At 71.3% G+C, this 24,267-nt stretch carries 23 protein-coding genes, 2 tRNA genes, 1 other RNA gene and 1 pseudogene; 14 read left to right on the forward strand and 13 right to left on the reverse strand.

Annotated features, from left to right (window positions below; translation table 11 throughout):
* Positions 1-242: 242 nt before the first annotated feature.
* Positions 243-383, forward strand: a complete 141-nt coding sequence (locus tag ACH4RG_RS35420) for a hypothetical protein (RefSeq protein ID WP_398162262.1) — start codon at positions 243-245, stop codon at positions 381-383.
* Positions 384-446: 63 nt separating this feature from the next.
* On the opposite strand, the gene ACH4RG_RS35425 is transcribed toward ACH4RG_RS35420, so the two are convergent.
* Entirely contained in the window at positions 447-1,055 is a 609-nt protein-coding gene (locus ACH4RG_RS35425) for a DUF2867 domain-containing protein (protein ID WP_398540871.1), read from the reverse strand.
* Between the two features lie 289 nt (positions 1,056-1,344).
* On the opposite strand from ACH4RG_RS35425, the gene ACH4RG_RS35430 reads away from it, so the two are divergent.
* From ACH4RG_RS35430 to ACH4RG_RS35445, 4 genes are all read left to right on the forward strand, one after another.
* Positions 1,345-1,695 carry a cysteine hydrolase family protein gene (locus tag ACH4RG_RS35430; RefSeq protein WP_398540872.1) on the forward strand — a complete coding sequence of 117 codons (351 nt, stop codon included), beginning with the start codon at positions 1,345-1,347 and terminating at the stop codon, positions 1,693-1,695.
* 4 nt (positions 1,696-1,699) lie between these two features.
* Positions 1,700-2,638 (forward strand): FAD-dependent oxidoreductase, encoded by a 939-nt coding sequence (locus ACH4RG_RS35435; protein ID WP_397919084.1) that lies wholly within the window; start codon positions 1,700-1,702, stop codon positions 2,636-2,638.
* Positions 2,639-3,102: 464 nt separating this feature from the next.
* Positions 3,103-3,711, forward strand: a complete 609-nt coding sequence (locus tag ACH4RG_RS35440; RefSeq protein ID WP_397919086.1) for a hypothetical protein — start codon at positions 3,103-3,105, stop codon at positions 3,709-3,711.
* Positions 3,712-3,801: 90 nt separating this feature from the next.
* Positions 3,802-3,987, forward strand: coding sequence for a hypothetical protein (locus ACH4RG_RS35445; protein ID WP_397919088.1), 186 nt, complete (start codon positions 3,802-3,804; stop codon positions 3,985-3,987).
* A 717-nt stretch (positions 3,988-4,704) separates the two neighbouring features.
* Here the strand turns inward: ACH4RG_RS35445 and ACH4RG_RS35450 are convergent.
* Positions 4,705-5,127, reverse strand: coding sequence for a PIN domain nuclease (locus tag ACH4RG_RS35450; RefSeq protein WP_398540873.1), 423 nt, complete (start codon positions 5,125-5,127; stop codon positions 4,705-4,707).
* Positions 5,124-5,339, reverse strand: a complete 216-nt coding sequence (locus ACH4RG_RS35455; protein ID WP_397919092.1) for a type II toxin-antitoxin system VapB family antitoxin — start codon at positions 5,337-5,339, stop codon at positions 5,124-5,126. Before ACH4RG_RS35455 ends, ACH4RG_RS35450 begins: the two co-directional genes overlap by 4 nt.
* A gap of 386 nt (positions 5,340-5,725) precedes the next feature.
* On the opposite strand from ACH4RG_RS35455, the gene ACH4RG_RS35460 reads away from it, so the two are divergent.
* Both ACH4RG_RS35460 and ACH4RG_RS35465 read left to right on the forward strand, forming a co-directional pair.
* Positions 5,726-8,086, forward strand: a complete 2,361-nt coding sequence (locus tag ACH4RG_RS35460; RefSeq protein WP_398540874.1) for an N-6 DNA methylase — start codon at positions 5,726-5,728, stop codon at positions 8,084-8,086.
* Positions 8,083-8,283: a hypothetical protein gene (locus ACH4RG_RS35465; RefSeq protein WP_380961832.1), complete on the forward strand. Its 201-nt coding sequence runs from the start codon at positions 8,083-8,085 to the stop codon at positions 8,281-8,283. Before ACH4RG_RS35460 ends, ACH4RG_RS35465 begins: the two co-directional genes overlap by 4 nt.
* Before the next feature lie 268 nt (positions 8,284-8,551).
* On the opposite strand, the gene ACH4RG_RS35470 is transcribed toward ACH4RG_RS35465, so the two are convergent.
* From ACH4RG_RS35470 to ACH4RG_RS35485, 4 genes are all read right to left on the reverse strand, one after another.
* The gene (locus tag ACH4RG_RS35470) at positions 8,552-8,977 is read right to left on the reverse strand and encodes a type II toxin-antitoxin system VapC family toxin (RefSeq protein WP_398540875.1); all 426 of its coding nucleotides are present in this window, start codon (positions 8,975-8,977) and stop codon (positions 8,552-8,554) included.
* Complete coding sequence (locus ACH4RG_RS35475) at positions 8,974-9,252, reverse strand: CopG family transcriptional regulator (protein ID WP_030595375.1); 279 nt, start codon at positions 9,250-9,252, stop codon at positions 8,974-8,976. The genes ACH4RG_RS35470 and ACH4RG_RS35475 overlap by 4 nt, the downstream gene beginning before the upstream one ends.
* A gap of 66 nt (positions 9,253-9,318) precedes the next feature.
* Entirely contained in the window at positions 9,319-10,224 is a 906-nt protein-coding gene (locus ACH4RG_RS35480; protein WP_398540876.1) for a phosphorothioated DNA-binding restriction endonuclease, read from the reverse strand.
* Positions 10,225-10,318: 94 nt separating this feature from the next.
* Complete coding sequence (locus ACH4RG_RS35485) at positions 10,319-10,663, reverse strand: hypothetical protein (RefSeq protein ID WP_398540877.1); 345 nt, start codon at positions 10,661-10,663, stop codon at positions 10,319-10,321.
* 193 nt (positions 10,664-10,856) lie between these two features.
* Between ACH4RG_RS35485 and ACH4RG_RS35490 the strand changes: the two are divergent.
* Positions 10,857-10,973, forward strand: a pseudogene (locus tag ACH4RG_RS35490) (pyridine nucleotide-disulfide oxidoreductase); the annotation flags it as partial.
* A 172-nt stretch (positions 10,974-11,145) separates the two neighbouring features.
* On the opposite strand, the gene ACH4RG_RS35495 reads toward ACH4RG_RS35490, so the two are convergent.
* Positions 11,146-11,233: transfer RNA gene (locus ACH4RG_RS35495), tRNA-Ser, on the reverse strand.
* A 144-nt stretch (positions 11,234-11,377) separates the two neighbouring features.
* Between ACH4RG_RS35495 and ffs the strand changes: the two genes are divergently transcribed.
* From ffs to ACH4RG_RS35525, 6 genes are all read left to right on the forward strand, one after another.
* Positions 11,378-11,474, forward strand: an RNA gene (gene ffs, locus ACH4RG_RS35500) — signal recognition particle sRNA small type.
* Positions 11,475-11,616: 142 nt separating this feature from the next.
* Complete coding sequence (locus ACH4RG_RS35505; RefSeq protein ID WP_398540878.1) at positions 11,617-13,854, forward strand: DNA polymerase III subunit gamma and tau; 2,238 nt, start codon at positions 11,617-11,619, stop codon at positions 13,852-13,854.
* 196 nt (positions 13,855-14,050) lie between these two features.
* Complete coding sequence (gene purD, locus ACH4RG_RS35510) at positions 14,051-15,301, forward strand: phosphoribosylamine--glycine ligase (protein WP_397919130.1); 1,251 nt, start codon at positions 14,051-14,053, stop codon at positions 15,299-15,301.
* A 341-nt stretch (positions 15,302-15,642) separates the two neighbouring features.
* Positions 15,643-17,328: a hypothetical protein gene (locus ACH4RG_RS35515; protein WP_397919132.1), complete on the forward strand. Its 1,686-nt coding sequence runs from the start codon at positions 15,643-15,645 to the stop codon at positions 17,326-17,328.
* Positions 17,329-17,663: 335 nt separating this feature from the next.
* On the forward strand, positions 17,664-19,118 hold the full coding sequence (locus ACH4RG_RS35520; RefSeq protein ID WP_397919134.1) for a N,N-dimethylformamidase beta subunit family domain-containing protein: 1,455 nt from the start codon (positions 17,664-17,666) through the stop codon (positions 19,116-19,118).
* A gap of 253 nt (positions 19,119-19,371) precedes the next feature.
* Positions 19,372-20,286, forward strand: coding sequence for a phosphoribosylaminoimidazolesuccinocarboxamide synthase (locus tag ACH4RG_RS35525; RefSeq protein ID WP_397919136.1), 915 nt, complete (start codon positions 19,372-19,374; stop codon positions 20,284-20,286).
* An 83-nt stretch (positions 20,287-20,369) separates the two neighbouring features.
* Here ACH4RG_RS35525 and ACH4RG_RS35530 read toward each other — a convergent pair.
* The 5 genes from ACH4RG_RS35530 to ACH4RG_RS35550 form a co-directional block, all read right to left on the reverse strand.
* Positions 20,370-20,442: transfer RNA gene (locus ACH4RG_RS35530), tRNA-Gly, on the reverse strand.
* A 23-nt stretch (positions 20,443-20,465) separates the two neighbouring features.
* On the reverse strand, positions 20,466-21,086 hold the full coding sequence (locus ACH4RG_RS35535; RefSeq protein WP_397919138.1) for a response regulator: 621 nt from the start codon (positions 21,084-21,086) through the stop codon (positions 20,466-20,468).
* Positions 21,083-22,429, reverse strand: a complete 1,347-nt coding sequence (locus ACH4RG_RS35540; RefSeq protein ID WP_398540879.1) for a sensor histidine kinase — start codon at positions 22,427-22,429, stop codon at positions 21,083-21,085. The genes ACH4RG_RS35535 and ACH4RG_RS35540 overlap by 4 nt, the downstream gene beginning before the upstream one ends.
* 1 nt (position 22,430) lies before the next feature.
* The gene (locus tag ACH4RG_RS35545; protein WP_397919142.1) at positions 22,431-23,252 is read right to left on the reverse strand and encodes an ABC transporter permease; all 822 of its coding nucleotides are present in this window, start codon (positions 23,250-23,252) and stop codon (positions 22,431-22,433) included.
* Positions 23,249-24,265: an ABC transporter ATP-binding protein gene (locus ACH4RG_RS35550; protein WP_397919144.1), complete on the reverse strand. Its 1,017-nt coding sequence runs from the start codon at positions 24,263-24,265 to the stop codon at positions 23,249-23,251. The genes ACH4RG_RS35545 and ACH4RG_RS35550 overlap by 4 nt, the downstream gene beginning before the upstream one ends.
* Positions 24,266-24,267: the final 2 nt, after the last annotated feature.

Genomic DNA, 24,267 nt, shown 5'->3' on the forward strand with positions numbered 1-24,267 from the left:
ACCGACTACACCGGCAGGCTCCCCGCCGGCTGGCGCACCGGCGATCCCGTCAGGGCGGCGCTCGTGGTCTGCGCGGACACGGCGAAGAGCGGACACGGCGAAGAACGGCCCCGCCGTCGCGTCCTGCTCCTACGAGAACAACCGGTTCAAGCACTTCCCCCACCGGGTCACCTCCTCCAAGGGCAAGGTCCCGCTGAAGGTCTACGAGCTGCGCACCGGCAAAGCGCGTCGATCCGCGCTCGGTGCAGATCGGCGGCAAGAGCTGCCCGGCCGTGCTGCGCTACGAGTACTACGGACCGTACGAGGTCGGACCGGGCGACCAGTTCGTCTCCACCACCAAGTCCGGAATACGGGACGCCTTCAGGCCGGTCGTCACACGTTGACCACGCCGGGGCCGCCGGTTCCGGGTCAGGGAGAACGGCTGTCAAGGGAGGCGGGGCAAGGCCTCAGGCCGCCGCCCGAGGCTCCGCGTTCTCCTGCCACTCCCGGCCGATCGATCGCATCAGGGCCGGATAGACCCCCAGGTACCGGAAGGGTTTGATGCCCAGCATGTACAGGGAGCCGAGCCTGCCGTTGGGCTTCACCAGGACGGCCAACTGGCCGCGGAAGCCGCCGTTTCCGTCGGGGACCCAGCCGATGTGCAGCACCCCGTGCATGGTCTTGTTGGCGCACTCGGCGGCCCACTCGTCGTGTGTCTGGAAGACCGAGGTGAAAGGCGCCGTACTGAGGTCGGGGCCACGCGGCCCGTCACGCAGGTCGTCGGGCAGCCGGTCGCGCAGCGTCGTCACCCGGCCGCCGACGCCCGCGTCCGCCTTGTCCCACCCGAGGAGCGCGCCGAGCTTCCACCGCACCGCGAAGAGGAAGCGGCCCACGGGGTTGCCGCCGTCCGGACCGCCCTTGCCGTTCGCCATCTGGTCGACCAGATGGCGCAGGTCGTCCGGCCCGCCCGGCGTCGGCAGCGCCCACACGTCCTCCAGCCGGAATTCGGCGGCGATCGAGTGGATCCGCCAGGGGCGGGACGTATGGTCGCTCAGCGGAAGGCGCAGGTCACTCATGGCGGTTTCCTGTCTATACGGCGGCGTATAGAACGAGCATAGACCCATCTGTACGGCCCCGTATATCGGGCGGGTGCGTGAGGAGGGACACGGACCGGCCGCGATCCGTACGCCACGCGACAGGTGGATCGAGCACGAGCCGCGCCGTACCAGCGGTCTCCGACCTGATCGCCCAGTGGACGGCCGTCGGCCGGTCGGTGATCTTCACCCGCTACTTCAACTACCCCGGTAGCTCCTACGAGCGCTTCTTCCCGTGGCGCCGGCTCCGAGAATCGCCCGAGGCGACATCGTGCCCGAACGTGCCGAGGCCGCTGCCCGAGCTCACAAGGTCATCGGCAAGACCGGGTACACGCTGTTCACTCCCGGGGCTGACGAACTGATCCGCCAGGCCGACTGGACCGACCTGGCCCTCTGCGGGGTCGCCACCGAGAGCTGCGTCCTGAAGTCCGCCGCCGATGCCTTCGAGCGGGACCACGCACCCTGGATCGTCATCGATGCCTGCGCCACCGAGGCGGGCCCGGATGTCCACGACGTCGGCCTCGTCGTCGCACGTCGCCTGATCGGATCCAGCCAACTCGTCACCACCGATCATGTGGTGCGGCAACTCGCCGTGTACCCAGGGGCGTCGGTGCTGGAATAGCCCCATGGCCGACACCTCGCCCCGCACCGGTTCGCCCGCGTCCCAGAGCGCCGACCTGATCATCGTCGGAGGCGGGCCGGCCGGCTGCGCCGCCGCCCGCACGGCCGCCGGCGTCGGCATGCGCTCGATCCTGGTCGAGCCGGACATACTGTGCCGCAACCTTCACCGCATCGGGGCCCTGAACAACGTCCTCGGCGGCCACACCAGCGGCCCCGCGCTTGCCGACGCCATCACCGCCGAGTTGAAGAGCACGGCGCTGTGCCGCCTGGAACTCGGCCGCCGCGCAGTCGAGCTCCGCGCCGACGACGACCACGTCACCGTCATGCTGGACACCGGTGCGCGCCTGACTGCCCCGTACGCGGTCGTTGCCACCGGCGTCGGGCCCCTCCAGCCCCGCGACGCCCCCTGGCTCACCGCCCCCAGTGGGTTCACCCCGCCCCCGCTCTGGCAGGCCGACCCGGACGACGCTGAAGGCCGCACGCTCCTCGTCCTCGGCGGTGACCGCCCGATCGGCACCTTCCTGCGCGCCCATCCGGACACGGACACCCGCCTGCTCGTCGCCTACCCGGAGACCGACACGTACAAGGTCGAGGAGATCCGAGACGACCCCCGCATCACGCTCCTGCCCGTTGCGCATCTGGCGCTCCGCCTTCCCGCAGGGGGTGGGGCGACAGCGGACGTCGTGAGCCAGGACGGCCAAGGGCACACGGTCACTGCGGACGCCACGTACGTGAGCATCGGGAACGCACCCACCGCCCCGTCAGGCGACCTCGTCCGGGGTGTCGACGGCTACTGCCCGCCGACCGGCCAGCACCCCCGCATCGGCGTGGCCGGAGACCTGCGCTCTGCCCGTTTCCAGCGGATCATGACCGCCCTGGGCTCTGGAAGTGAGGCCGCGTTGCACGCCTACTATGCAGCCCGAGACCTTTCGTTGCCCTCGTGAACCCCTGAAGGGCCGGTGGTGTGGGCGGCTCGGCCAGCTCATGGGAACTGCGGCCGTAGGCGGCAGTCCCAACGGCTTCCTCGAGGAGCCGGTGGGCTGGGTGGCCGTCGGCTTCGGCGTCGGCGAGGACGGTGGCGAGGGCCGGCCAGGCGGGGTCGGTGAGGATCCGGTCGTTGTGGTCGGGGAAGGCTGCGCGTACGTCGTCGGCCAGGGTGCGACGGCTCTCCTGATCGGGGCGGCGGGTTTCGAGTCCGGTGAGCGTCGGGGCGGGTGCGGTGGCCTCCCTTGCCTGGGGGTGGACGGCTGGGCGGGCGGTCGGGGCCTCGACCGAAGTGGTCGAGGTCCCGCTTCCTGTCTCCCAGAAGGCGCCGAAGCCTGCCGGGAAACGCGCCGAATGCCGCCGAACCCTGCCGAACGCTGCCGGACATGGTTTACTTGGCCAAGGCGGAAGGAGGTGGGAGTCCGTGGCGGATCCTCAACTGCCCGACTGGACCAACGAGAAGTTCGGGACCATGGTTCGCGCTGCCCTGTGGCTCGTGACGGTGGTCGGCGAAGGAGGCGTCTTCACCAGAGAAGACTTGAAGGCAGCCTTTCCCGGCGTCTCGCAGATCGACCGTCGGGTGCGAGACCTGAGAGATCACGGTTGGTTGATTGCGACCAATCGCGACGAGGCGATCCTGGGTGCTCATGAGACCCGGTTCGTTCGAGCTGGCGACCCCGTTTGGCGGCCCGGCTTCCGCCGTCCGCCCCGCAAGCAGGAGCGAGCCGGCGGACTGCCTTCGGTGGCCCGGGGCGCGCGGATGGGCGGAGGGGAACTTCTCCGGCTCCGACAGGTCCAGGACCCGGATACGGTGCTGGACAGGCTGAAGGATCTTTCGCCCAAGGAGCGGTCACTCATTCTTGCCTGGATCGCCATGGGCCACCGGCCGAGCTCACCCGCCGAACTCGCATGGCGTGCCTACCGCAGCCTGCCCGACGATCAGCGCCACGACGTGGCCGCGAAGCTCGGTGAGCTGGTCAGCGCCGAGCTCTACGAGGAGCTGCCGACGCAAAACGGCGGTGATGAGCGCTAACCCCCAATGCTTCCGCCGGATCCCGTGTCACCTACCAAAGATCTACGGGGTCCGGCGGACGGTCCAACCCATCTGATGAGGAGAAGAACCATGTCCAGTATGCGGGTACCCCTGCCTGGAAGCGAGCGCCCGCCCAGGCTCGAGATGTTTGTTGCTGCCGTCGCGGTCGGGTATACGGCGGGTTATACCGCCGGTGTCGGCAACGGCGCGCAGCAGGCGCTGGGCTTCGTGACGGTCACGGCCGTCGCGTGGCTCTGGGACAGGTGGCGTCGCTGACCACCTCCGGCGGTTGGTGACTCACCAGTCGCCTCCGTTCGTCGGCCCCGTCGCATATTCCGGGGTCGGCGAGCGCCGTCATCCGCTTACGCGCCCCGGTGGAGCGTGGTGGTCGTTCGTATCGTTGATGGATGGCCAACGGGGTGTGGCATACCGAGTACGGCATCGAGATCAACTTGGGGGGACATCTCGTTCTTCAGGACTGACGTGATCAACTCTGTCTGATCTGGCTGACGCAGGAGGAGTTGGCGGCACGCCTGAACGTCGCGTTTCAGGAGATCACCGGTCGGCCTGGCGGCATCTCCTCCCGGACGGTGCGCAACCTGCTCAACGGATCAAGCCGACGCCCAATCGGACGCACTTGCGCCGCACTTGAGCGTGTGTTCGGCTGTCCCGTGGCGGACTTGGGGTTCAGCGCACCCAGCTCCATGCAACATCCCCCGGAGGGCCCCGTGCGGCGTCGCGACTTCATCGCTTCCACCACCGGGACGGCAGCCGCAGTCGTTCCCGCGGTCAAGCAACGTCGGTCGGTGGGCATGTCGGACGTGGCCCGAGCATCGGCCGGCATGAACCAGCTCGTGGAGGCCGACGACCGTCAAGGCGGGCACGCCTCCCTGGCGACCGCAGCCCTCGAAGCGGCCATAGTCAGCGGCTACAGGCGCGGTGACCTGTGATGTACGCCCGCGAATGAGACCCGGACTGAGACCAGGCGCTTGTTCATTTACCGGCCTCCGGGCCGTACCACTGCATGGCCTGGCCGGTGACGGCGGCGATGCACCCGAAGTCGTGGTCGTGGTGCAGGAGGGTCAGCCCTTGAAGCTCTGCGGTGGCGGCAACGATGAGGTCTACTGCACCGGCGCTGCGGTGTTGGCCACGCTGGGTCAGCAACTCCTGAACCTGCCAGGCGCGATCGTGCGCGCGATCGTCGATGGGCACCGAGCCGAAGAGCGACTTGAGGTCCCCGATGCCGCGTGCACGGTCCGCAGCGGAGCGCGCGCTGTAGAAGAGCTCCAGCTCGGTGACGGGGCAGGTCGCGATGAGTCCGGCTGAGGCGGCCTGGTCCCAGCCGAACTGTTCGGCGCCGCCGTGGAGGAAGCGGGCGAGCGCACTGGTGTCGATCAGGAATTGTGCCCCACTCACCGCCGGTAGTTCCTTTTGTCCTCGAAGAGCTCCAGGTCGAAGCTTCCCTCGCTTGCCGCCGTCCGTAGCCGAGTGAGAGCGAGGGCCCGCCGACGGTTCTCGAGCACCTCGCGCAGTGCGGTGTTGACCGTCTCCTTCTTGGTGCTGGTCCCCAGTGCTTGAGCCACGTCGGCCAGCAGTTCGTCATCGAGGTCGATCACTGTGCGACTCACGTGTGCACCTCCGTGGATATCAACTGCGGCATCAGTTACATCCTCCTTGGTCGCTGGCCTGGTCGAGGCCGGTTCCGTGTTAATGATGTTCACAACCTGATGAGAAGCTGCGAGCTGGCCAGCCCCCTTCGTTCGGGATGTATAAGCCCACATAGATGGGCAAACTGGCCAAATTCGCGGCCTTCTCGGATCTCGTGTTACACACGTAAGGCCAGAGTGGCATGGAGAGCACTGCACTGCGCTGTTGGTGCCACACGTCTGTTCTCTCTAGCATCCAGGCATCGGACTCGCCGCACCGGCGATCCGCTCTGCCGTGGGAACGGGACAGCATGACTATGACGAGGGATCAGAAGCAGCAATTGGTGCCGAGGGCGGCTATCGCTGTGATGGCTGATGTGCAGCGCTCAGCGATCACCAACTGGGAGCGCAGGCACAAGGACTTCCCCAGCCCGACGAGGGCCGGTGGCACGGACTACTTCAACCTGTCCGATGTGCTCACGTGGCTGAGCGGCCGTATGGTTCCGGCCCGGGCGCGCCGGAGCGACGAGGCTGCGGACGTCACGTACGCCGACCGGGTCCGGACGTACCTCACGAAGGCGTCGGAGGCCCGAGCGGTAGAGGACGTCGAAGCGGACGGCCTTCCTGCCGCGCACGCTCTCGCGGTTGATGAGATGGAGGGAGGACGTACCGGCGCGGTGGACGTCCTGCTCCGCGAGCAGAACAGCGGGAGCTGGGGGACAGGGTCGCGGGCCGACTACCTGTACCTCCTGTTCTCCCTCACCTTCCTCAGGTGGGCCGAGCCGAAGAGGTGGGCAGCTGTACGGCGGGCCGTCGCACGGGATCAAGCAGGAACGCACCTCCGCAGATTCCTGCCCGCAGTTGGCCGTCACGTCGAGGAGGCCCTCGCTGAGCAGGGGGTGATCAGTGCGGTGGCAGGCAGGCTCGAAGGGCTCGAACCCCGTAGCTCGCAAGCCATCCTCCACCTCTTGGGCCTGACCGAAGATCTGGGGCGTGGTGCTTTCACGGAACTGCTGAGCCACCACGCGCACGAGGCCGGGCTGGGAAGCCGTGACGCCTTTACCCCGCCGGGGATCGCGCGGCTGCTCGCGGTGCTGCTCGGCGCGCATTCCCCGGTGCGGAGCCTTTACGACCCGAATGGCCGGGGCGGCGAACTGCTGTCGGCCGTGTTGGCCGCCGGGCCGGAACCGGCAGGCGGGGCCGGCGGACGGGTTCCGGCTGTCGCCATGGGAAGCGCCCACCCGGAGACACGCGACCTTGCTGCCATGAACCTGATGGTGCACGGTGCCCGTCCGGAGTGGCTGAACCTGACGCGTGCGACCCGCCCCTGGACGACGGGGCCTCGGCAACGGCACCGGGCAGATCTCATTCTCACGAATCCCCCGTTCAACGTTCCGGTGGCGCCCGGCGACGCCGACTGGTGGATCTACGGAGAACCACCGGCGTCCAATGCCAACCTGGCGTGGCCGCAGTACGCGGTCAGGTCCCTCAACGAGGGAGGCCGGGCGGCCGTCATCCTGCCCAACAGCGCCGCCACGTCCTCCAACCCGAAGGAACGGCGTATCCGGCACACCCTGGTGGACCGCGGCGTTGTGGAATGCGTCATCGCGCTGCCGGCCAAGTTGTTCAGTGCTACCGCGATCTCCGTCAATGTCTGGATCCTGAAAGCCGAGGACCAGGAGCGGAGTCCGGGAGAGGTCCTGTTCATCGACGCGTCCGGCCTCGGTACGAAGGTGTCGAGGAAGCTGTCCGTCCTCGATACCGGAGACTCCGCACTCATTGCGGCTGCCTACCACGCCTGGCGTGCGGCAGACGGAAACGATGAGTTCCTCCGGGACTCGCGACTTCCCTGCGCGGTTGTTCCGACGGACGTTGTCAACGCAGCCGGTTCCTCGTTGCGGCCTGCCGACTACGCCAGGTCCGCGAGTCGGTCGAGTACAGAAGCCGAAGGACCGACAGAGCACTACGGCGCTCTGCTGAGGGCACGACGGGCAGCTGAACAGGCCGACGACCGGATTGCCGAGTTCCGGGACATCGACGTCGCGCTCGGCAGGTTGCACGGTGACGCACCCATGGGCGGAGAGTGGTCGACCCTGGGCGAGTTGTGCGAGATCCAAGCCGGCCCTTCTCCGTCGCTGTTGCCGAAAGAGGCCTACGTCCCTGAGGGCGGCGCGGTGCCGGTCGTGCTGCCCAAGCACCTACGCGATCGACGCGTCGACGACGCGCGGGATACGGCTGTGTCGTACGAGACAGCGCGGAGGATGCGGCGCTTCGCTCTGGAGGACGGGCACATCCTGTGTGCGCGGACAGGCACGGTCGGGCCCGTGGGTCAGGTGCGGGCGGACCAGTCGGGTTGGTTGTTCGGCAGCAATCTGATCCGCCTCCATAGGTTCGCGCCCGAGGTCTGTCCCGCGTATCTGCTGGCCTACCTCTCGCTTCCGCAGACCGTCGACTGGATCAGGAGCCGTGCCGAGAACACCACCGTCCCCTCCATCAGTACAGCGGATCTGCGGGCAATGCCGGTACATCTGCCCACGTGGTCCGAACAGCACCGCATCGCTGAGACACTCGGTGCGCTCGACGAGCAGATCGCCATCCACCTGGAGATTGTCCGGGCGGCATCCCGGATGTACGGGAGTCTGGCCGAGCAAATGATCCGACCTGGCGCTCTGCCCGGTTCGACTCCGTCCGCCGCGGTCGGCACCCTCCCCGAGAGGAGCGCCCGATGAGTGGCCTGCCCACCGCCGTGAAGTGCGCGTGGCTCCTCGTGGTCCTGTTGTTCTCCGTCGTCGTCGCGCTGGCGGCCTTCATCTTGAAGACGCGCACCGGAGCACGCTCGGCCGAGGCCGCACTAGTGGCAGGCTCCGCGTTCGCCGGAGGTGTGTTACTGAGCCTTGGCCTCATCGCTGCGGCCATCGGCGTGTGACGCAACCCCCAGACACCATGGGGACAACGTCGAAGGGCCCCACCGCAAGCGGTGGGGCCCTTCGACGTATTGCCCGGTGAGAGCAGTGGCGGAGGATACGAGATTCGAACTCGTGAGGGGTCGCCCCCCACACGCTTTCCCATTGTTCGTCCGGGGGTTCGGAGAGGGACGGGATTGTTCTGACCTGGGACGGAGCCGCGCGTCGGAGGGATGGTGAACGGCACTGGACGGGGGCGAATGAGACCAGGACTGAGACCGGAGCGCCGGGTCATACCTTCTTGACGACGATCGACTCCGGAACCAGCCTCTCCAGGTCGTCCACGTCCGAGGTGAAGACGGTGACCTGCCCCTTCTGCTGGCGCGCGATGACGGCGAGTATCGCGTCGATCGCGTACTTGTGGCCGTGCAGCCCGGCATCCGACAGCAGGCGGCGGGCCCGGCGGGCCTCGTCCTTCCCGATGTCGGCGACTTTGAGCCGGGAGAGTACCCAGTCCCAGCGCTGCTCGGTGGTTCTGCCGTCGTACGCCTCGACCAGCGTCATCGGAGACGTGACCACCTCGGCTTCACCCCGGGCTGCGAGGTCGAGCCACGCGATCATCTTCCGGTCGCCGCGCACGGCCAGGGACAGGGCTTCGCAGTCCAGTACGAAGACGCGCAGCGGCCGCTGCCCGGGTTCACCGGACCGCTTCCTCACGCGGCTTCTCCGGCGCCGTGCGTTCCGGTGGCGCGCCGGCGCTCGTGCTCGGCGTCGAGGCCCTCCAACTCCTCGAACGCTGTGGTGCGCTCTTCCTCGGTGAGAGGACCGTGCTCCTCCTGCAGCCAGTCCGACAACTCCCCCAGTCGGTCCCGGTCGCGCTTGAAGCGCAGCGCCTCGGCGACGTACGCCGACATCCCCCGTTCTGCCGCCTCCGCACGGATCTCGTCCAGGAGATCCTCGGGAATCGTCACCGTTACCTTCTTCGTCGCCATATAAGCGACCATACTCTTGGTATCACGCCCCTTGCCAGTGCAGTCTCGTGGCCGCCAGGTCGGCGGTCAGGCGGTCGTGGCGGGACGTGGGCTGCCATGGAAGACCTGGCTGGTGTGCCAGGAACGGTGGGCGGCGGCGATGGGGCGGACGCCCGGCTGGGGGCCGATGAGCGGACGGCCGGCGAGCGTGATGACGTGCTCGCGGGCGGCGGTGCTGTGGCCGACGAAGCTCTGCGGGACCAGGATGCGGTGGCCCTTGCCATGGCCTTCGCCGAGACCGAGTACGCCTTTGTCGAACAGCTTGTGGTGCAGCGAGCACAGGCACAGCCCGTTCTCGACGTCGTCCGGTCCGTCGAACGCCCACCAGCGCACATGGGCGGCCTCAAGCCCGACCGGCACCGCGCCGATCCTGCCGTCATACCCGCAGAAGGCGCACTGGTACTCGTACGCCGTCAGGACCATCTCCCGCATCCGCCGGTCCCGCTGCCTGCGCGCGGCCGAGAGCAGTGCGGTCTCGGCCTCCTCCAGCTCCAGGCCGACGGCTTCGCACAGCTCGCCGTGGAGGGAGGGCGGGAAGTTCAGATCGAGCAGCACCCGTGTCATCCGGCCGAGAAGAGACGGCTCCCGCCGCAGCGCCGCCCTCAGCTCCGGCGTCAGCCGCCCAGCGGCGCCGGTTGCGCGCAGTTCCCTGACCCCGGTCCCGGGGCTGCCCGGCCCGCGCTCGGTGCGCACCTCCCACACGCCGTCACTCACCAAGTGATGGAAGGGATAGGCGGGCGTCGTCCGGTTAGCAGGGCCGTATTCGGCGAGCAGTCCCCGCAGGTCCTCCTCCACGGCGCTGTACCGCAGCTCGTCATCGGCGTCCCGCTGGAACCGGCTGAGCGCGTACAGGAACAGCAACGGCTTGTGCGGAGCCCGCGTCCCGCTCCTCGTCCACTGCCTCAACTGCGCGGTGCGCTCGACCCAGTCCATGGTCGGCGATCGTAGTGGCGGCTCGTAGCAGCGCTTGGCCGTGGGGCATCGCCGCAGTGGCCGGCCGAACACCGAACCACGACGCGGATCCCGGCTACCCGGGCATGACGCCGTGGATGCGGGAGAGGGTGAAGGCCCGTTCGTCGTCCCGCAGGTGGCACCACGCATGCAAGTAGGGCGGGTCGAGCACGAGCTCGCTGAGGGTACGTACGGTCCGGTTGCCCGAGGCGGCGACGTACTCGACCGCGATGGCTGTGCCGGCGTCGATGGTATGGGCGAGCCGGCGGACATCGCTGTACGCCAGGTTCTTCGCGCATCCGGTGAGGATCTCCTCGGTGTCCGTGCCGTAGGGGGCCCCGGTGCCGAACGGGTCGGGAGCCGGAAGTATCGGCGGGGCGGCCCGCAGCCTGGCGGCCAGCGTGCTCAGGCCGACTGTCACCGGGGTCACCGTCGGCACGGACCGTCGCCGCTGGCCTGGGAGTGGGGGCGGGGGCGGGACCGGTACGGCGGCGCGTCGGCGCCGGGTCTTTTCGACGCGTACGGTTCCGTCGGCCCTCTCGGCAACGGGGGCGTAGCCGGCGGCCCGGAGCGTGGCGAGGGTCTTGTCGAGTGGGGTCCGGCTGACCAGCACGGTCGGTGCCAGCAAGCGCTCCGCCCGCTTCCAACGGATCACGACCGCCCTGAGCTCAGGCAGCGAGGCCGCACTGCACGCCTACTACGCGGCCAGGGACGTGCCCACCAAGGGCTGAGACCGGAGCGGCGGGAGGCGGCGTCCCTGCTCCTCAGCGTGCGCCCATGGCCCACGCCGCATCGAGCGGCGCAGGGCCCCGGACCAGGGGAGGATGGCAACTGAGACCACGCACGTCGAAGGCCCCCGCAGCGAGCTGCGGGGGCCTTCGACGTATTGCCCGGTGAGAGCAATGGCGGAGGATACGAGATTCGAACTCGTGAGGGGTTGCCCCCAACACGCTTTCCAAGCGTGCGCCCTAGGCCACTAGGCGAATCCTCCGCCGCAAACAATACAAGACGTTGGAGGGTGCTCGCGAACACGTTCGCCGGAGATCGTCCGGAGAGGGGGTCGGGGGGCGGTTCGGCTGTCGTTCGGTGGGGAGGGCGGGTGGACCGGAGGGGGTGGGGATCCGCTAAGGTGGGCGTCAGCCCCTCACGTGGCGCTATCTGACTGAACTCCCCCAGGGCCGGAAGGCAGCAAGGGTAGGTCGGCTCTGGCGGGTGCGTGGGGGGCCCTTTGTGTTTCCGGGGCGTTGTCGCGAGGGAGCCGGGGGAGCCCCGGTGGGCCGGGCGGCGTCGGGTGGGTGCTGTGCCGTGGCCTGGCGGTGAGGGGATCGGGCGGCGTGGGGCCGGTTGTCAGTCGGCCCCGATAACCTCGTAGGTGTGTCGTCCCTTGCGCTGTACCGCCGCTACCGCCCCGAGTCGTTCGCCGAGGTCATCGGTCAGGAGCATGTCACTGACCCGCTCCAGCAGGCCCTGCGGAACAACCGGGTCAATCACGCGTACCTGTTCAGCGGGCCGCGCGGCTGTGGAAAGACGACCAGCGCGCGCATCCTCGCCCGCTGTCTGAACTGCGAGCAGGGGCCCACGCCGACCCCGTGCGGGGAGTGCCAGTCCTGTCAGGACCTCGCGCGCAACGGGCCGGGTTCCATCGATGTGATCGAGATCGACGCCGCCTCGCACGGTGGTGTGGACGACGCCCGTGATCTGCGCGAGAAGGCGTTCTTCGGGCCCGCCTCCAGTCGTTACAAGATCTACATCATCGACGAGGCCCACATGGTCACCCCGGCGGGCTTCAACGCCCTGCTGAAGGTGGTCGAGGAGCCGCCGGAGCACCTCAAGTTCATCTTCGCGACGACCGAGCCCGAGAAGGTCATCGGGACGATTCGGTCGCGTACGCACCACTATCCGTTCCGGCTGGTGCCCCCGGGGACCCTCCGCAGCTATCTCGCCGATGTCTGCGGGCGGGAGAACAGCAGCGTCGAGGACGGCGTCCTCCCGCTCGTCGTGCGCGCCGGCGCCGGGTCCGTGCGTGACTCGATGTCCGTCATGGACCAGTTGCTGGCCGGTGCGGGCGATGACGGTGTGACGTATGCCATGGCCACTTCGCTCCTCGGGTACACCGATGGTTCCCTGCTCGACTCGATCGTCGACGCGTTCGCCGCCGGCGACGGTGCCGCCGCCTTCGAGGTCGTCGACCGGGTCATCGAGGGCGGCAACGACCCTCGTCGGTTCGTGGCGGACCTCCTGGAGCGGCTGCGCGACCTGGTGATCCTCGCCGCCGTGCCCGACGCCGGGGAGAAGGGGCTCATCGACGCCCCCGCCGATGTCGTCGAGCGCATGCAGGCCCAGGCCTCCGTCTTCGGCGCCGCCGAGCTGAGCCGCGCCGCCGATCTGGTCAACGACGGGCTCACGGAGATGCGCGGGGCCACCTCGCCGCGGCTCCAGGTGGAGCTGATCTGCGCCCGGGTCCTGCTGCCCGCCGCCTACGACGACGAGCGGTCGTTGCAGGCCCGCCTCGACCGGCTGGAGCGCGGGGCCTCGGCCGCCGCTGCCGCCGGGTTCGCCGCGCCGCCCGCCGTCGCGGCGCCGATGGGGTACGCACCGGGCCCCGGCGTCCACGCCCCGCAGGCCCACGTCCCCCAGGCCGCGGGCCCGGACGCGGCCCGTGCCGCCGTACGGGGCGAGGAGCCGCCCGCCGCTCCCGCCTACGCACCGCCCGCCGCCCAGCCCGCCCCGCAGGCCCCCGCCGCGGCCTACCCGGCCGGCCCACAGGCCGCCGAGCCCGCCCAGCGGCCCGGTTCCTGGCCGGCAGCGGCCGGCGGGGACCAGGGCCGTCGCCCCGGCGGCTGGCCCACCCCGTCCGCCTCCGGCAGCGGTCCGGCCCCCGCCGCCTCCCCGCCGCCCGCCGCCGCCCCGCCCGCGCCCGCCGTTCCGGTCGCGCCCGAAGGGGGCCAGGACATGGCCCAGGGCGCTGCCCAGGTGCGGAACATGTGGCCGGACATCCTGGAGGCGGTCAAGAGCCGCCGACGCTTCACCTGGATCCTGCTCAGCCAGAACGCCCAGGTCGCCGGGTTCGACGGGACGACGCTCCGTATCGGCTTCCTCAACGCGGGAGCCCGGGACAACTTCGCGAGCAGCGGCAGCGAGGAGATCCTCAAGCAGGCCCTCGTCGAACGGTTCAACGCCCAGTGGCGCATCGAAGCGGTCATCGACACCTCCGGTGGTGGCGGGGCGCCCCCGGGCCCCGGTCCGGGCGCCGGACGCCCCGCCCCGCAGTACCAGCCAGCCCCGGCAGCCCCCGCCGCCCCGGTCGCGTACGAGCCCCGGCCCCAGCACTCCGCCCCGCAGCAGCCCCCGCACTCGCCGCAGGGGCAGCACACGCCGCCGCCCCAGCAGCAGCCGCCGTCCTCCGCGCCGCCGCAGGGTCGGGAGGCCGCGCCCGCTCCCGAGCCCTCCCACAGCTCTTACGGGACGGAGCCGCCGCGTAACGTCGCTCCCGAGGACGACACCCCGGAGGCCGACGATCCGGATCTCGTCGACTCCGCCCTCTCGGGCCACGAGCTGATCGTCCGCGAGCTGGGCGCCACGGTCGTCGAGGAGTTCACCAACGAGCAGTGACGAACAGTGACGAGCAGTGACACGCAGGTAGCGCTGCCGCGCACAGTGACGCGGAGGACGCGCTGCCGCGCACAGTGACGCGCAGGACACATCGCCGCGCGGGACGTGTCGACGCGGTGGCGGCGAGAACGGAGGCCGCCCGTCCACGGACTGGTGGCCGTCCGAGCCCCCCGCGCCCGGCGGCTAGGCTGCACCCGTGAAGGTCCTCGTCATCGGCGGCGGCGCCCGCGAACACGCCCTGTGCCGCTCTCTGTCCCTCGACCCCGATGTCACCGCTCTGTACTGCGCCCCCGGCAACGCCGGCATCGCAGAGGTGGCCGAACTGCACCCGGTGGACGCGCTCGACGGTGACGCCGTCGCGCGCCTCGCGACCGAGCTGGGCGCCGGGCTGGTGGTCGTCGGCCCGGAGGCGCCGCTCGTCGCCGGGGTCGCCGACGCCGTGCGCGCGGCCGGTATCCCCTGCTTCGGCCCCTCCGGCGAAGCCGCGCGGCTGGAAGGCTCCAAGGCGTTCGCCAAGGACGTCATGGCCGGCGCCGGCGTTCCCACCGCCCGCAGCTACGTCTGCACCACCCCCGCGGAGATCGACGAGGCGCTCGACGCCTTCGGCGCCCCGTACGTCGTCAAGGACGACGGTCTCGCGGCCGGCAAGGGCGTCGTCGTCACCGACGACGCGGCCGCCGCCCGCGCCCACGCGCTGTCCTGCGACCGCGTGGTCATCGAGGAGTTCCTCGACGGCCCCGAGGTCAGCCTCTTCGCGATCACCGACGGCACCACCGTCGTGCCGCTCCAGCCCGCCCAGGACTTCAAGCGCGCGCTCGACGGCGACGAGGGCCCGAACACCGGCGGCATGGGCGCCTACTCCCCGCTCCCGTGGGCCGACCCCAAGCTGGTCGACGAGGTCCTCGCAACCGTCCTCCAGCCGACCGTCGACGAGCTGCGCCGACGCGGCACGCCCTTCTCCGGGCTGCTCTACGCGGGCCTCGCGATCACCTCGCGCGGCGTGCGGGTCATCGAGTTCAACGCCCGGTTCGGCGACCCGGAGACCCAGGTCGTGCTGGCCCGGCTGAAGACCCCGCTCGCCGGTGTCCTGCTCGCCTCCGCCAACGGCACGCTCGACACCCTCCCGCCGCTGAACTGGCGCGACGACGCCGCGGTCACCGTGGTCATCGCCTCGCACAACTACCCGGACACCCCGCGCACCGGCGACCCGATCGACGGGCTCGCGGACGTCGCGGCGCAGGATGCCCCCGACGCGTACGTCCTGCACGCCGGGACCCGCGCCGAGGGCGGCGCGGTGCTCAGCGCCGGCGGCCGGGTCCTCTCGGTGACCGCGACCGGCAAGGACCTCACGGCCGCCCGGGAGCGTGCCTACGCCGCGCTCGGCCGGATCCGCCTGGACGGCTCCCAGCACCGTACGGACATCGCCCTGAAGGCCTCCCGGGGCTGACCCGTCCCGGTCACCGGCTCCCCGTGCACCGTGGCCCCTCCGCCCGCCCCCGTACGCCACCGGCGTACGCGGCAGGCGCGAGGGGCTGCCCCATGTCCGGGCGCGGCGGCGAGCGGTCGGCCGGGGCGCTTGCCCATGGGCGCGGACACGTCAGCAGCTTTACCCAAAGCCATTCCATCGGGTGACGGCTGGGCCATCCGGATGACGGCTGCCAGGGCCCCAACTAGGGTGCGGCGCAAGCATTCGGGCACTTGGCCCACCGGCATTGCGATGTCGGTGACGGGTGCCACAGTGGGGGAGTGAGCAACACCGTCGCGTGGCAGAGGGGGTGACGTCCGGCCGTGTCCGGTATCGATGTGGGTGAGGAGCTGGGGGCGCGGGCCGCACAGGCCCGAGCGCTCTCCCTGCTGCGGATCCGCAGCAGAGCACTGGCCGTGGCGATCCTGCCCGCGGCCGTCGCCGTCGTGCTGTTCGCGGCGGGCGCGCAGGGGCATCTGGCCGGCCCGCCCTGGGACACCGTGCGCTGGGCGGCCCTCGGCGTCGCGGTCGTCGTGCTGCTGGTGACCGTCCTGGTCGCCGTCGCGGTGGCCCGCGCGCGGCCCGCCATGAGCCCGACCGTGTCCGTGCCGGAGGAAGGGGCCCCCGACCTCTACCGCCTGGTCCGGGACCTGGCCGACCGGCTCGACGTGCCCGCGCCCTCGGCCATAGCGCTGACCCCGGACTGCGACAGCTGGCTGGAGGACCGGACGCACCGGACGCACCGGGCGCTGCGGAGGGGCGCGGGGGTCGCGGCGGAGGCCGGGGACGCCGCACCCGTCCTGGTCATCGGCTCGCCGTTCCTGTGGTGGATGCGGGTCGCCGAGCTCCGCGCGGTCCTCGCCCCCGTGGTGGCGGGCACCGGCCCGTCCGCGCACCCCGACATAGCCGCCGCCCGCCGCTTCGTACGTGGCCTGGACGCCTCGATCGCCGATGCCGCCGCCCCCGGCCGGGGACCGGTGCGCGGGGCGCCGCTCGCCTTCGCCGGCTGGATCTCCCGGCTGCTGCTGCGGGCCTGCCGGGACCATGCCGCCGAGATGGAGCGCTGTGTGGCGGCCGCCGCGTCCATGCGGGCCCAGACGGTCGACCACGGGCTGCGGATCGCCGCCCAGGAGCAGGTCGGCCTCGCTTATGCCGGCTGGGACCGGCTGCTGACCCGGGTCGCGCTGCCCGCCTGGCGGATGGGCCGCTGGCCCTCCCGGCTGGACGCCGGGGTCGTCTCCGCGCTCACCGAGCTGTCCCGCCGGGACCGGCTGGCCGACGGCTTCGCCCTGCGCCTCGGCGAGCGGCCCGCCTGCGACCTGCTGGAGGAGCCCGGGATGGCCGACGAGGCGGCGTCCCTGCTCGCCGCCCGGCTCTTCCACGGCGGCCCCGCCGAGAGCGGTCCGGGCTGGGCGCCGGTGGACTGGCAGCAGTATCCCGACGAGGTCGTCGACCGCAAATGGCGTACGGAAGCGGCCCGGCTGCACCGGGTCCTGGACACCTTGGGTGTCCCCCGGGCCTCCGCCGCCGATCCGGCCGTCCCCACGCTGGCCAGGGTCATGGAGCATCTGTCCGGTTCCGGCGGCCCCGGCGGTCCGGGCGAGGAGCTCGCGGCGGGTATCGGCGCGGCGGTCGCCCGTGAGGCAGCCGAGGCCCCCGGACGCGGAGGTATGGGGTCCGGCGGTATGGGGTCCGGCGCGGCCGACGACCCCCTCGACCTCTGGGGGCCGGGACCGCTGCCCCTCTTCCCGCTCCAGCCCCCGCGTACGGACCCCGAGTTGCTCGCCGACCACGTCGCTGCCATGGTCTGCTGCGCGGCCGTGGACACGGCGGGCGCGGCCCCGGGCCTCGATTGGCTGGACGGCCCCGCCCTGCTCGTCGGCGGCGAGCGCCGGGCGGACCTCGCGGCCCCGGTCCTCACCCTCGTCGAGGACGGCGATCCGGACCCGCTGCTGTCCTGGCTCGCCGAGGTGGGAGTGCGCTCCGACAAGCCGGTCCGACTGGTCTGAGTACAAGCCGGCCGGGGCTGGCCCGCGTACGAGCCGGACCAACTGGTCCGCGTACAAGCCGGCCGGCTGATCCGGCCGCTAGCCCGTCCGGCTGGTCCGACCACAGGGGCGACCGGTCGACGACGAGCTCCGGCCTGGTCCGACGACCACGACGACCAGGTGCAACAGGCCCACCGCCAGGACCTGGAGGCTTCCCGGCCCCGTCAATTAGCGACGAAGGGTGACGAACCGCGTGCGTTATGTGATGTGCTGGGGATCGGCGCTGACATTCGGCGCACCAGAGTTGTCCGGGGGATCCCCAGAGCTGTCCGGGGGATCCGAGGGAGGGGCGCGGCATGGGGGCGGAGCAGATTCGCCGGTGGGAGTCGGGCGCCCTCGCGCACGCGGTGAGCGATCCCTTCGGGCAGGGCCCGCTGCCCTGGCTGCGCGGCAGTGAGAACTACTTCGACGACACCGGCCAGGTGGTCCCCTGGTACGCCGACCTCGCCCGCTCCACCGGCGGCGGCACCCGGACCGCCGACGACGTGCACCGCCAGATCAAGGGCTTCGTCTCGCCCGGCGCGGCGGCCCCCGGCGAGGCCATCGACTTCCACATCACCGTGGACCCGCCCCAGCAGTTCTCCGTCGACGTCTACCGGATCGGTCATTACGGCGGCGACGGCGCGGCCAAGATCACCACGAGCCCGCGGCTCTCCGGCATCGTCCAGCCCCCGCCGCTCGCCGCCGACCGGACCGTCTCCTGCCACCACTGGTGGATGTCCTGGCGGCTCCAGATCCCGAGCTACTGGTCCGTCGGCGCGTACGTGGCGGTCCTGACCACCGTCGACGGCTACCGCTCGCACATCCCCTTCACCGTGCGCCATGACCACCCCGCCGACCTGCTGCTTCTGCTGCCCGACATCACCTGGCAGGCGTACAACCTCTACCCGGAGGACGGCCGCACCGGCGCCAGCCTCTACCACGCGTGGGACGAGCGGGGGCGGCTGCTCGGCGAGGAGGACGCCGCCGTCACGATCTCCTTCGACCGCCCGTACGCCGGGGCCGGGCTGCCGCTGCACGTGGGGCACGCGTACGACTTCATCCGGTGGGCCGAGCGGTACGGCTACGACCTCGCCTACGCCGACGCCCGCGACCTGCACGCCGGCCGCGTCGACCCCAGCCGCTACCGGGGCCTGGTCTTCCCCGGCCACGACGAGTACTGGACGCTGCCGATGCGCCGGGCCGCCGAGCGCGCCCGGGACTCCGGCACCTCGCTCGTCTTCCTCTCCGCCAACACCATGTACTGGCAGGTGGGCCTCGCCCCGTCGGCCTCCGGCGAGGCGGACCGGCTGCTGACCTGCCGCAAGCGCCGGGGGCCCGGCAAGTCCGCCCTGTGGCGCGAGGTGGACCGGCCCGAGCAGCAGCTCCTGGGCATCCAGTACGCGGGCCGGGTGCCCGACCCCCGTCCGCTCGTCGTGCGCAACGCCGAGCACTGGCTCTGGGACTCCACGGGCGCGGTCGAGGGCGACGAGATCCCGGGCCTGGTCGCCGGCGAGGCCGACCGCTACTTCCCGCGCACCAGCCTGCCCGAGCACGACAACCGCATCCTGCTCGCCCACTCCCCCTACGAGGACTCCGAGGGCGCCACCCGGCACCAGGAGACCTCGCTCTACCAGGCCCCCTCCGGCGCGCTCGTCTTCGCCTCCGGCACCTTCGCCTGGTCCCCGGCCCTGGACCGTCCCGGGCACACGGACCCCCGGATCCAGCGGGCCACGGCCAACCTCCTCGACCGGATCTGCAAGCGGGACTGACCGGGCCCGGGGGAACACAACCGGCCCGAGGCCTCGAAACACGGAGCGGCCCGGGCCCGAGGAACACAACCGGCCCGGGGCCTCGAAACGCGCGTCCGACCCGGGTGAGAGGAACACGACCGACCCGGGCCCGAGGAACGCATGACCGGCCCGGGCCCCGAGACACGCGACCGGGCACCGGGCCCGGGCGCGAACCCCGCCGCGGATACGGGACAATCGGAACCGCTCCTGGATCAATCTACGCGGAGGCACCGTGTCCGGTTTTGTAGAAAAGCCCGAGCCCGTACAGGTACCGGGCCTCACCCACCTGCACACCGGCAAGGTGCGCGACCTGTACCGGAACGAGGCGGGCGACCTCGTCATGGTCGCCAGCGACCGCATCTCCGCGTACGACTGGGTCCTGCCCACCGAGATCCCCGACAAGGGCCGTGTCCTCACCCGGCTCTCGCTCTGGTGGTTCGACCAGCTCGCCGACCTGGTGCCCAACCACGTCATCTCCACCGTGCTGCCCCCGGGAGCCCCGGCCGACTGGGCGGGCCGCACCCTCGTCTGCAAGTCGCTGCGGATGGTCGAGGTCGAGTGCGTGGCCCGCGGCTACCTGACCGGCTCGGGACTCGTCGAGTACGACGCCACCCGGACGGTCTGCGGCATCGGTCTCCCCGAGGGCCTGGTCAACGGCTCCGAGCTGCCCGGCCCGATCTTCACCCCGGCCACCAAGGCGGCCGTCGGCGACCACGACGAGAACGTCAGCTACGAGAGCGTCGCCCGCGAGGTCGGTGCGGAGACCGCCGCCGAGCTGCGGCGCACGACGCTCGACGTCTACCGCCGGGCCCGGGACATCGCGCGCGGGCGCGGGATCATCCTGGCCGACACCAAGTTCGAGTTCGGCTTCGAGACCACCGAGGACGGGACCGAGCGGCTGATCATCGCCGACGAGGTGCTGACCCCGGACTCCTCCCGCTTCTGGCCCGCCGCGACCTGGGAGCCCGGCCGGGCGCAGCCCAGCTACGACAAGCAGTTCGTGCGCGACTGGCTCACCTCACCGGCCTCCGGCTGGGACCGCGCGAGCGAACAGCCGCCCCCGGCGCTGCCGCAGGAGATCGTGGCGGCGACCCGCGCCAAGTACATCGAGGCGTACGAGGTGCTGACCGGCACCAACTGGACGTAACGGCAGCCGGATACGCGAGGTCGTAACGGCAGCCGCATACGCGAGAAGCCCCGGTCCGAGAGGACCGGGGCTTCTTCATCCGGAGCGGACGACCAGGTTCGAACTGGCGACCTCAACCTTGGCAAGGTTGCGCTCTACCAACTGAGCTACGTCCGCAGTGCGCCGAAGCGCGATGCCCACTATACCCAACCCCGCTCGCGGGCGAGACGCACTGCCGTGTGCCGGTTCTCCGCACCGATCTTGGTGGCGGCCGAGGAGAGGTAGTTGCGGACCGTCCCCTGCGAGAGCGAGGCCCGCTCCGCGATCTCCGCGACCGGAGCCCCGTCCGCCGCCAGTTCGAGCACCTCGGCCTCTCTGGCGGTCAGCGGGGAGTCCCCGGCGGAGATGGCGTCGGCCGCCAACTCGGGATCCACGTAACGGTTTCCGGCGTGGACGGTGCGGATGATCTCCGCCAGCCGCCGGGCGCTGACCGTCTTCGGCACGAAACCCCGCACGCCGGCGGCCAGGGCCCGCTTGAGGTGTCCGGGGCGGCCGTGGCTGGTCACGATCATGGTGCGGCAGTGGGGCAGCTCGGTCCGCAGCGATGTGGCGACCTTCACACCGTCCGCGCCCGGCATCTGGAGGTCCAGGACGGCGACGTCGGGCCGGTGCGCCAGAGCCATCGCCAGGGCCTCGGGGCCGCTCGCCGCCTCCGCGACCACGACGAGGTCATCCTCCAGGGCGAGCAGTGCGGCCAGCGCGCCGCGGATCAGGTGCTCGTCGTCGGCCAGCAGGACCCGCAGGGGCTGCGCGGTGGTCATCGTTCCTCCGGGAAAACGGAAGGGGCGGCGGGAGGTGCGGGGGACGGTGCGAGCTGACCGTTCGCGTCCGGGCGGGGAGCCGTGAGCGGCACTGTCGCCGTCACCCGGAAGAGGTCGTCCCCGGCGGATCCGGCGGTGAGCGATCCGCCGAGCGCGCCGAGCCTTACCCGCAGCCCGGCCAGGCCCGAACCGCCGCTGTCGCCGTCCGCGCCGTCGAGCGGGCGGGTGGCGCCGGCCCCGTCGTTCTCGACCTCCAGGACCACCGCGTCCCGCGTCCGCGCGAGCCGGATCCAGCAGTGGCGCGGGTCACCGTGGCGCAGGACGTTCGTCGCGGTCTCGCGGACCACCCAGCCGAGCGCGGCCTGGACGGCGGCGGGAGCCCCGATGCCGGCCGGGCCGTCCGCGCCCTCGACGGCGCAGGTGATTCCCGCGGCCTGCAACACGCCTTGCGCGCCCATGAGTTCGGTGGGCAGGTCGGCCTCCCGGTAGCCGCGCACGACATCGCGGACCTCCTGCTGGGAAGCGCGCGCGATCCGCTGCACCTCGACCATCTGGTCCATCGCCGCGGGGTTCCCGCGCTGGGCCAGCTCCACGGCCAGCTCGCTCTTCAGGGCGATCACCGACAGGTTCCGGCCCAGTACGTCGTGCATGTCCCGGCCGAACCGCAGCCGCTCCTCCGCCACCGCCAGCCGGGCCTGCATGTCCCGCGCCTCCTCCGCCTGCCACATCACGGAGAGGCTCCAGACGCTCGGCCGGGCCGAGACGAGCACCAGCAGGGTGACGACGACCAGCGAGACGACCGCCCCGAACAGCAGTCCGCCCGGAATGCCCACGGCCGCCAGGAGCGCCACGACGGCCACCGTGAAGGCGGCGGAGTGGAGCAGGAACCTCCGGACGGGAACGAGCAGGACGTACGGGATGGTGAACGCCACGGGCAGGTCCAGCACCAGCAGCACGAGCCCCTCGTCGTTCACGCCGCCCACCGCCGCGAGCGCCACCAGAAGGCCGGTCATCAGCACCTGGAGCGCGGCGGGCAGGCGCAACCGCCCCGGCGGGAACGGCTCCGTTCCCCGGTAGTCGTCGAAGGCGGGGGACAGATTCCGGTTGCTCAGCACGGACTGGGCGATGTTGGCGGCGAGGAAGGCCCCTCCCAGGGCCATCGCCACCGGCCCCTCGTCCAGGGTCTCGCCGAGCGGCAGCAGGCCCCAGGACACGGCGAAGCCCCAGGTGATCGAGCAGAGCGTCACCCGCGTGTAGAGGTCGATGCGCTCCAGCTTGCTGCGCTCGTGCCAGCCGCGCCGCCAGCCGCGTACCCGACCGATCACACCCCTCAGCCCCTTCATGTCAGCCGCGCGGGTCCCAGCGGAACCACCGTCGCACAGCAAACACGCCGAAAGCGGTCCAGGCCAGCGCGGTCACCCCGGCCGTGAACAGGTCGCCGCCCTCCACGCCGCCGAGCCAGCCGTGCCGGATCAGAGTCATCACGCCCGTCATCGGCAGCAGCTCCAGTACGGAGGCCAGCTTGTCCGGGAAGATCGCCAGCGGGATGAACAGCCCGGAGCCGAACATCGAGACGAAGAACAGCGGCAGCGTGGTGAGCTGCGAGGTCTGCACCGTCCGGGTGAGCACGGTGGTCGCCGCCGCCAGGGCGGACATCAGGACGAAGGCCAGCAGCAGTCCGGCCAGCAGGAGGTCGGGGCGGTGCGGGGCGTTCAGGTCGAAGGCGATGGCGCCGGCCACCACCAGCAGCACGCACTGGGCGAGCGCCAGCGCGACGGACGGCAGCGCGGTGCCGACGAGGATCTCGCGGTCGGAGATCTCGCCGGTGCGCAGCCGCTTCAGAACGAGCTCCTCCCGCCGGGCGACGTACGCGGAGACGAGGTTCATGTAGACGACCTGGACGAGCACCATGCCGATGCCGCCGGTCAGGGTGGCGCCCGCGACGGTGAGCCCGGTGCCGCCGAGGTCGATCTGTTCGAGCGAGGACCGCATCGCGAAGATCATCGTGATGGGCAGCAGCAGGGCCACGACGATCGCGGTCCGGTTGCGCAGCAGGAGGATCAGCTCGGCGCGGCCGAGGGCGGTCAGCCGCCGGGCCGCGGCCGCCGCGCCCGTGGGGGAGCCGGCGGACGTCCGGTCGCGGACGGGGGTCGTGGTGGTCGTCATGCCGTCACCTTCTTCGTGCTCTTCGTGCCGCCGGAGCGGGCAGAGCGGTCGTGGACCTGGCGCGGGTCCTGGTCCCGGGGCGCGTGCTGGGCCTTCGCGATGTCGAGGAACGCCTCCTCCAAGGAGGCGGAGCGGGCGTCGAGGCCGTGCAGCCGTACGCCGGACTCGCGGGCCCACTCCAGGAGTTCGTGCAGCGACTCCTGGAGGGCGGGGGTGCGGATCTCGATCCGGGACCCTTCCGCCGCCGCCCGCAGGGAGAGCGGGAGGCGCGCCGCCGGCACGGCCTCGGGCAGCACGAACCGGATCCTGGCGGGCTGCCGCGCGGTCACCTCGGCGATGGTCCCGGTCGTCACGATCCTCCCCTGATGCATGATCGCCAGCCGGTCCGCGAGCGCCTCGGCCTCCTCCAGGTAGTGCGTGGTCAGCAGCACGGTCGTGCCGTTGTCCCGCAGCGCCCGGACGAGCTCCCAGGTCTCCTGCCGGCCCTCGGCGTCCAGCCCGGTCGTCGGCTCGTCGAGGAAGAGCACCTCGGGCCGGGACGTCAGGGCCAGGGCGAGGTCGAGGCGGCGCTTCTCACCGCCGGACAGCTGCTTGACCCGTACGTTTCCCCGGCCGGTCAGGCCGACCATCTCCAGGGCCTCGCCGGCCGGGCGTGCGCCGGTGGTGCAGGCCGACCACATGCGTACGGTCTCCATGACCGTGAGGTCGGAGGGGAAGCCGCCTTCCTGGAGCATCACCCCGGTACGGGGGCGGACGGCGGCGCGTTCGCGGTACGGGTCGTGGCCGAGGACCCGCACCGTCCCGTCGGTCGGTGGCGCCAGGCCTTCGAGGAGCTCCACGGTGGAGGTCTTGCCCGCGCCGTTCGTCCCGAGCAGGGCGAACAGTTCGCCGCGGGCCACGGAGAAGGAGATCCCGGACACGGCCTCGAAGCCGCCGGCGTAACGCCGCCGGACTCCGTTCGCCTCGATCACGGGACCGTCCGCGCGGTCGCTGAGAATGTCGTCGCTGGTCATGC

The organism is Streptomyces sp. NPDC021019 (assembly GCF_044333295.1).
Classification (GTDB): Bacteria; Actinomycetota; Actinomycetes; order Streptomycetales; family Streptomycetaceae; genus Streptomyces.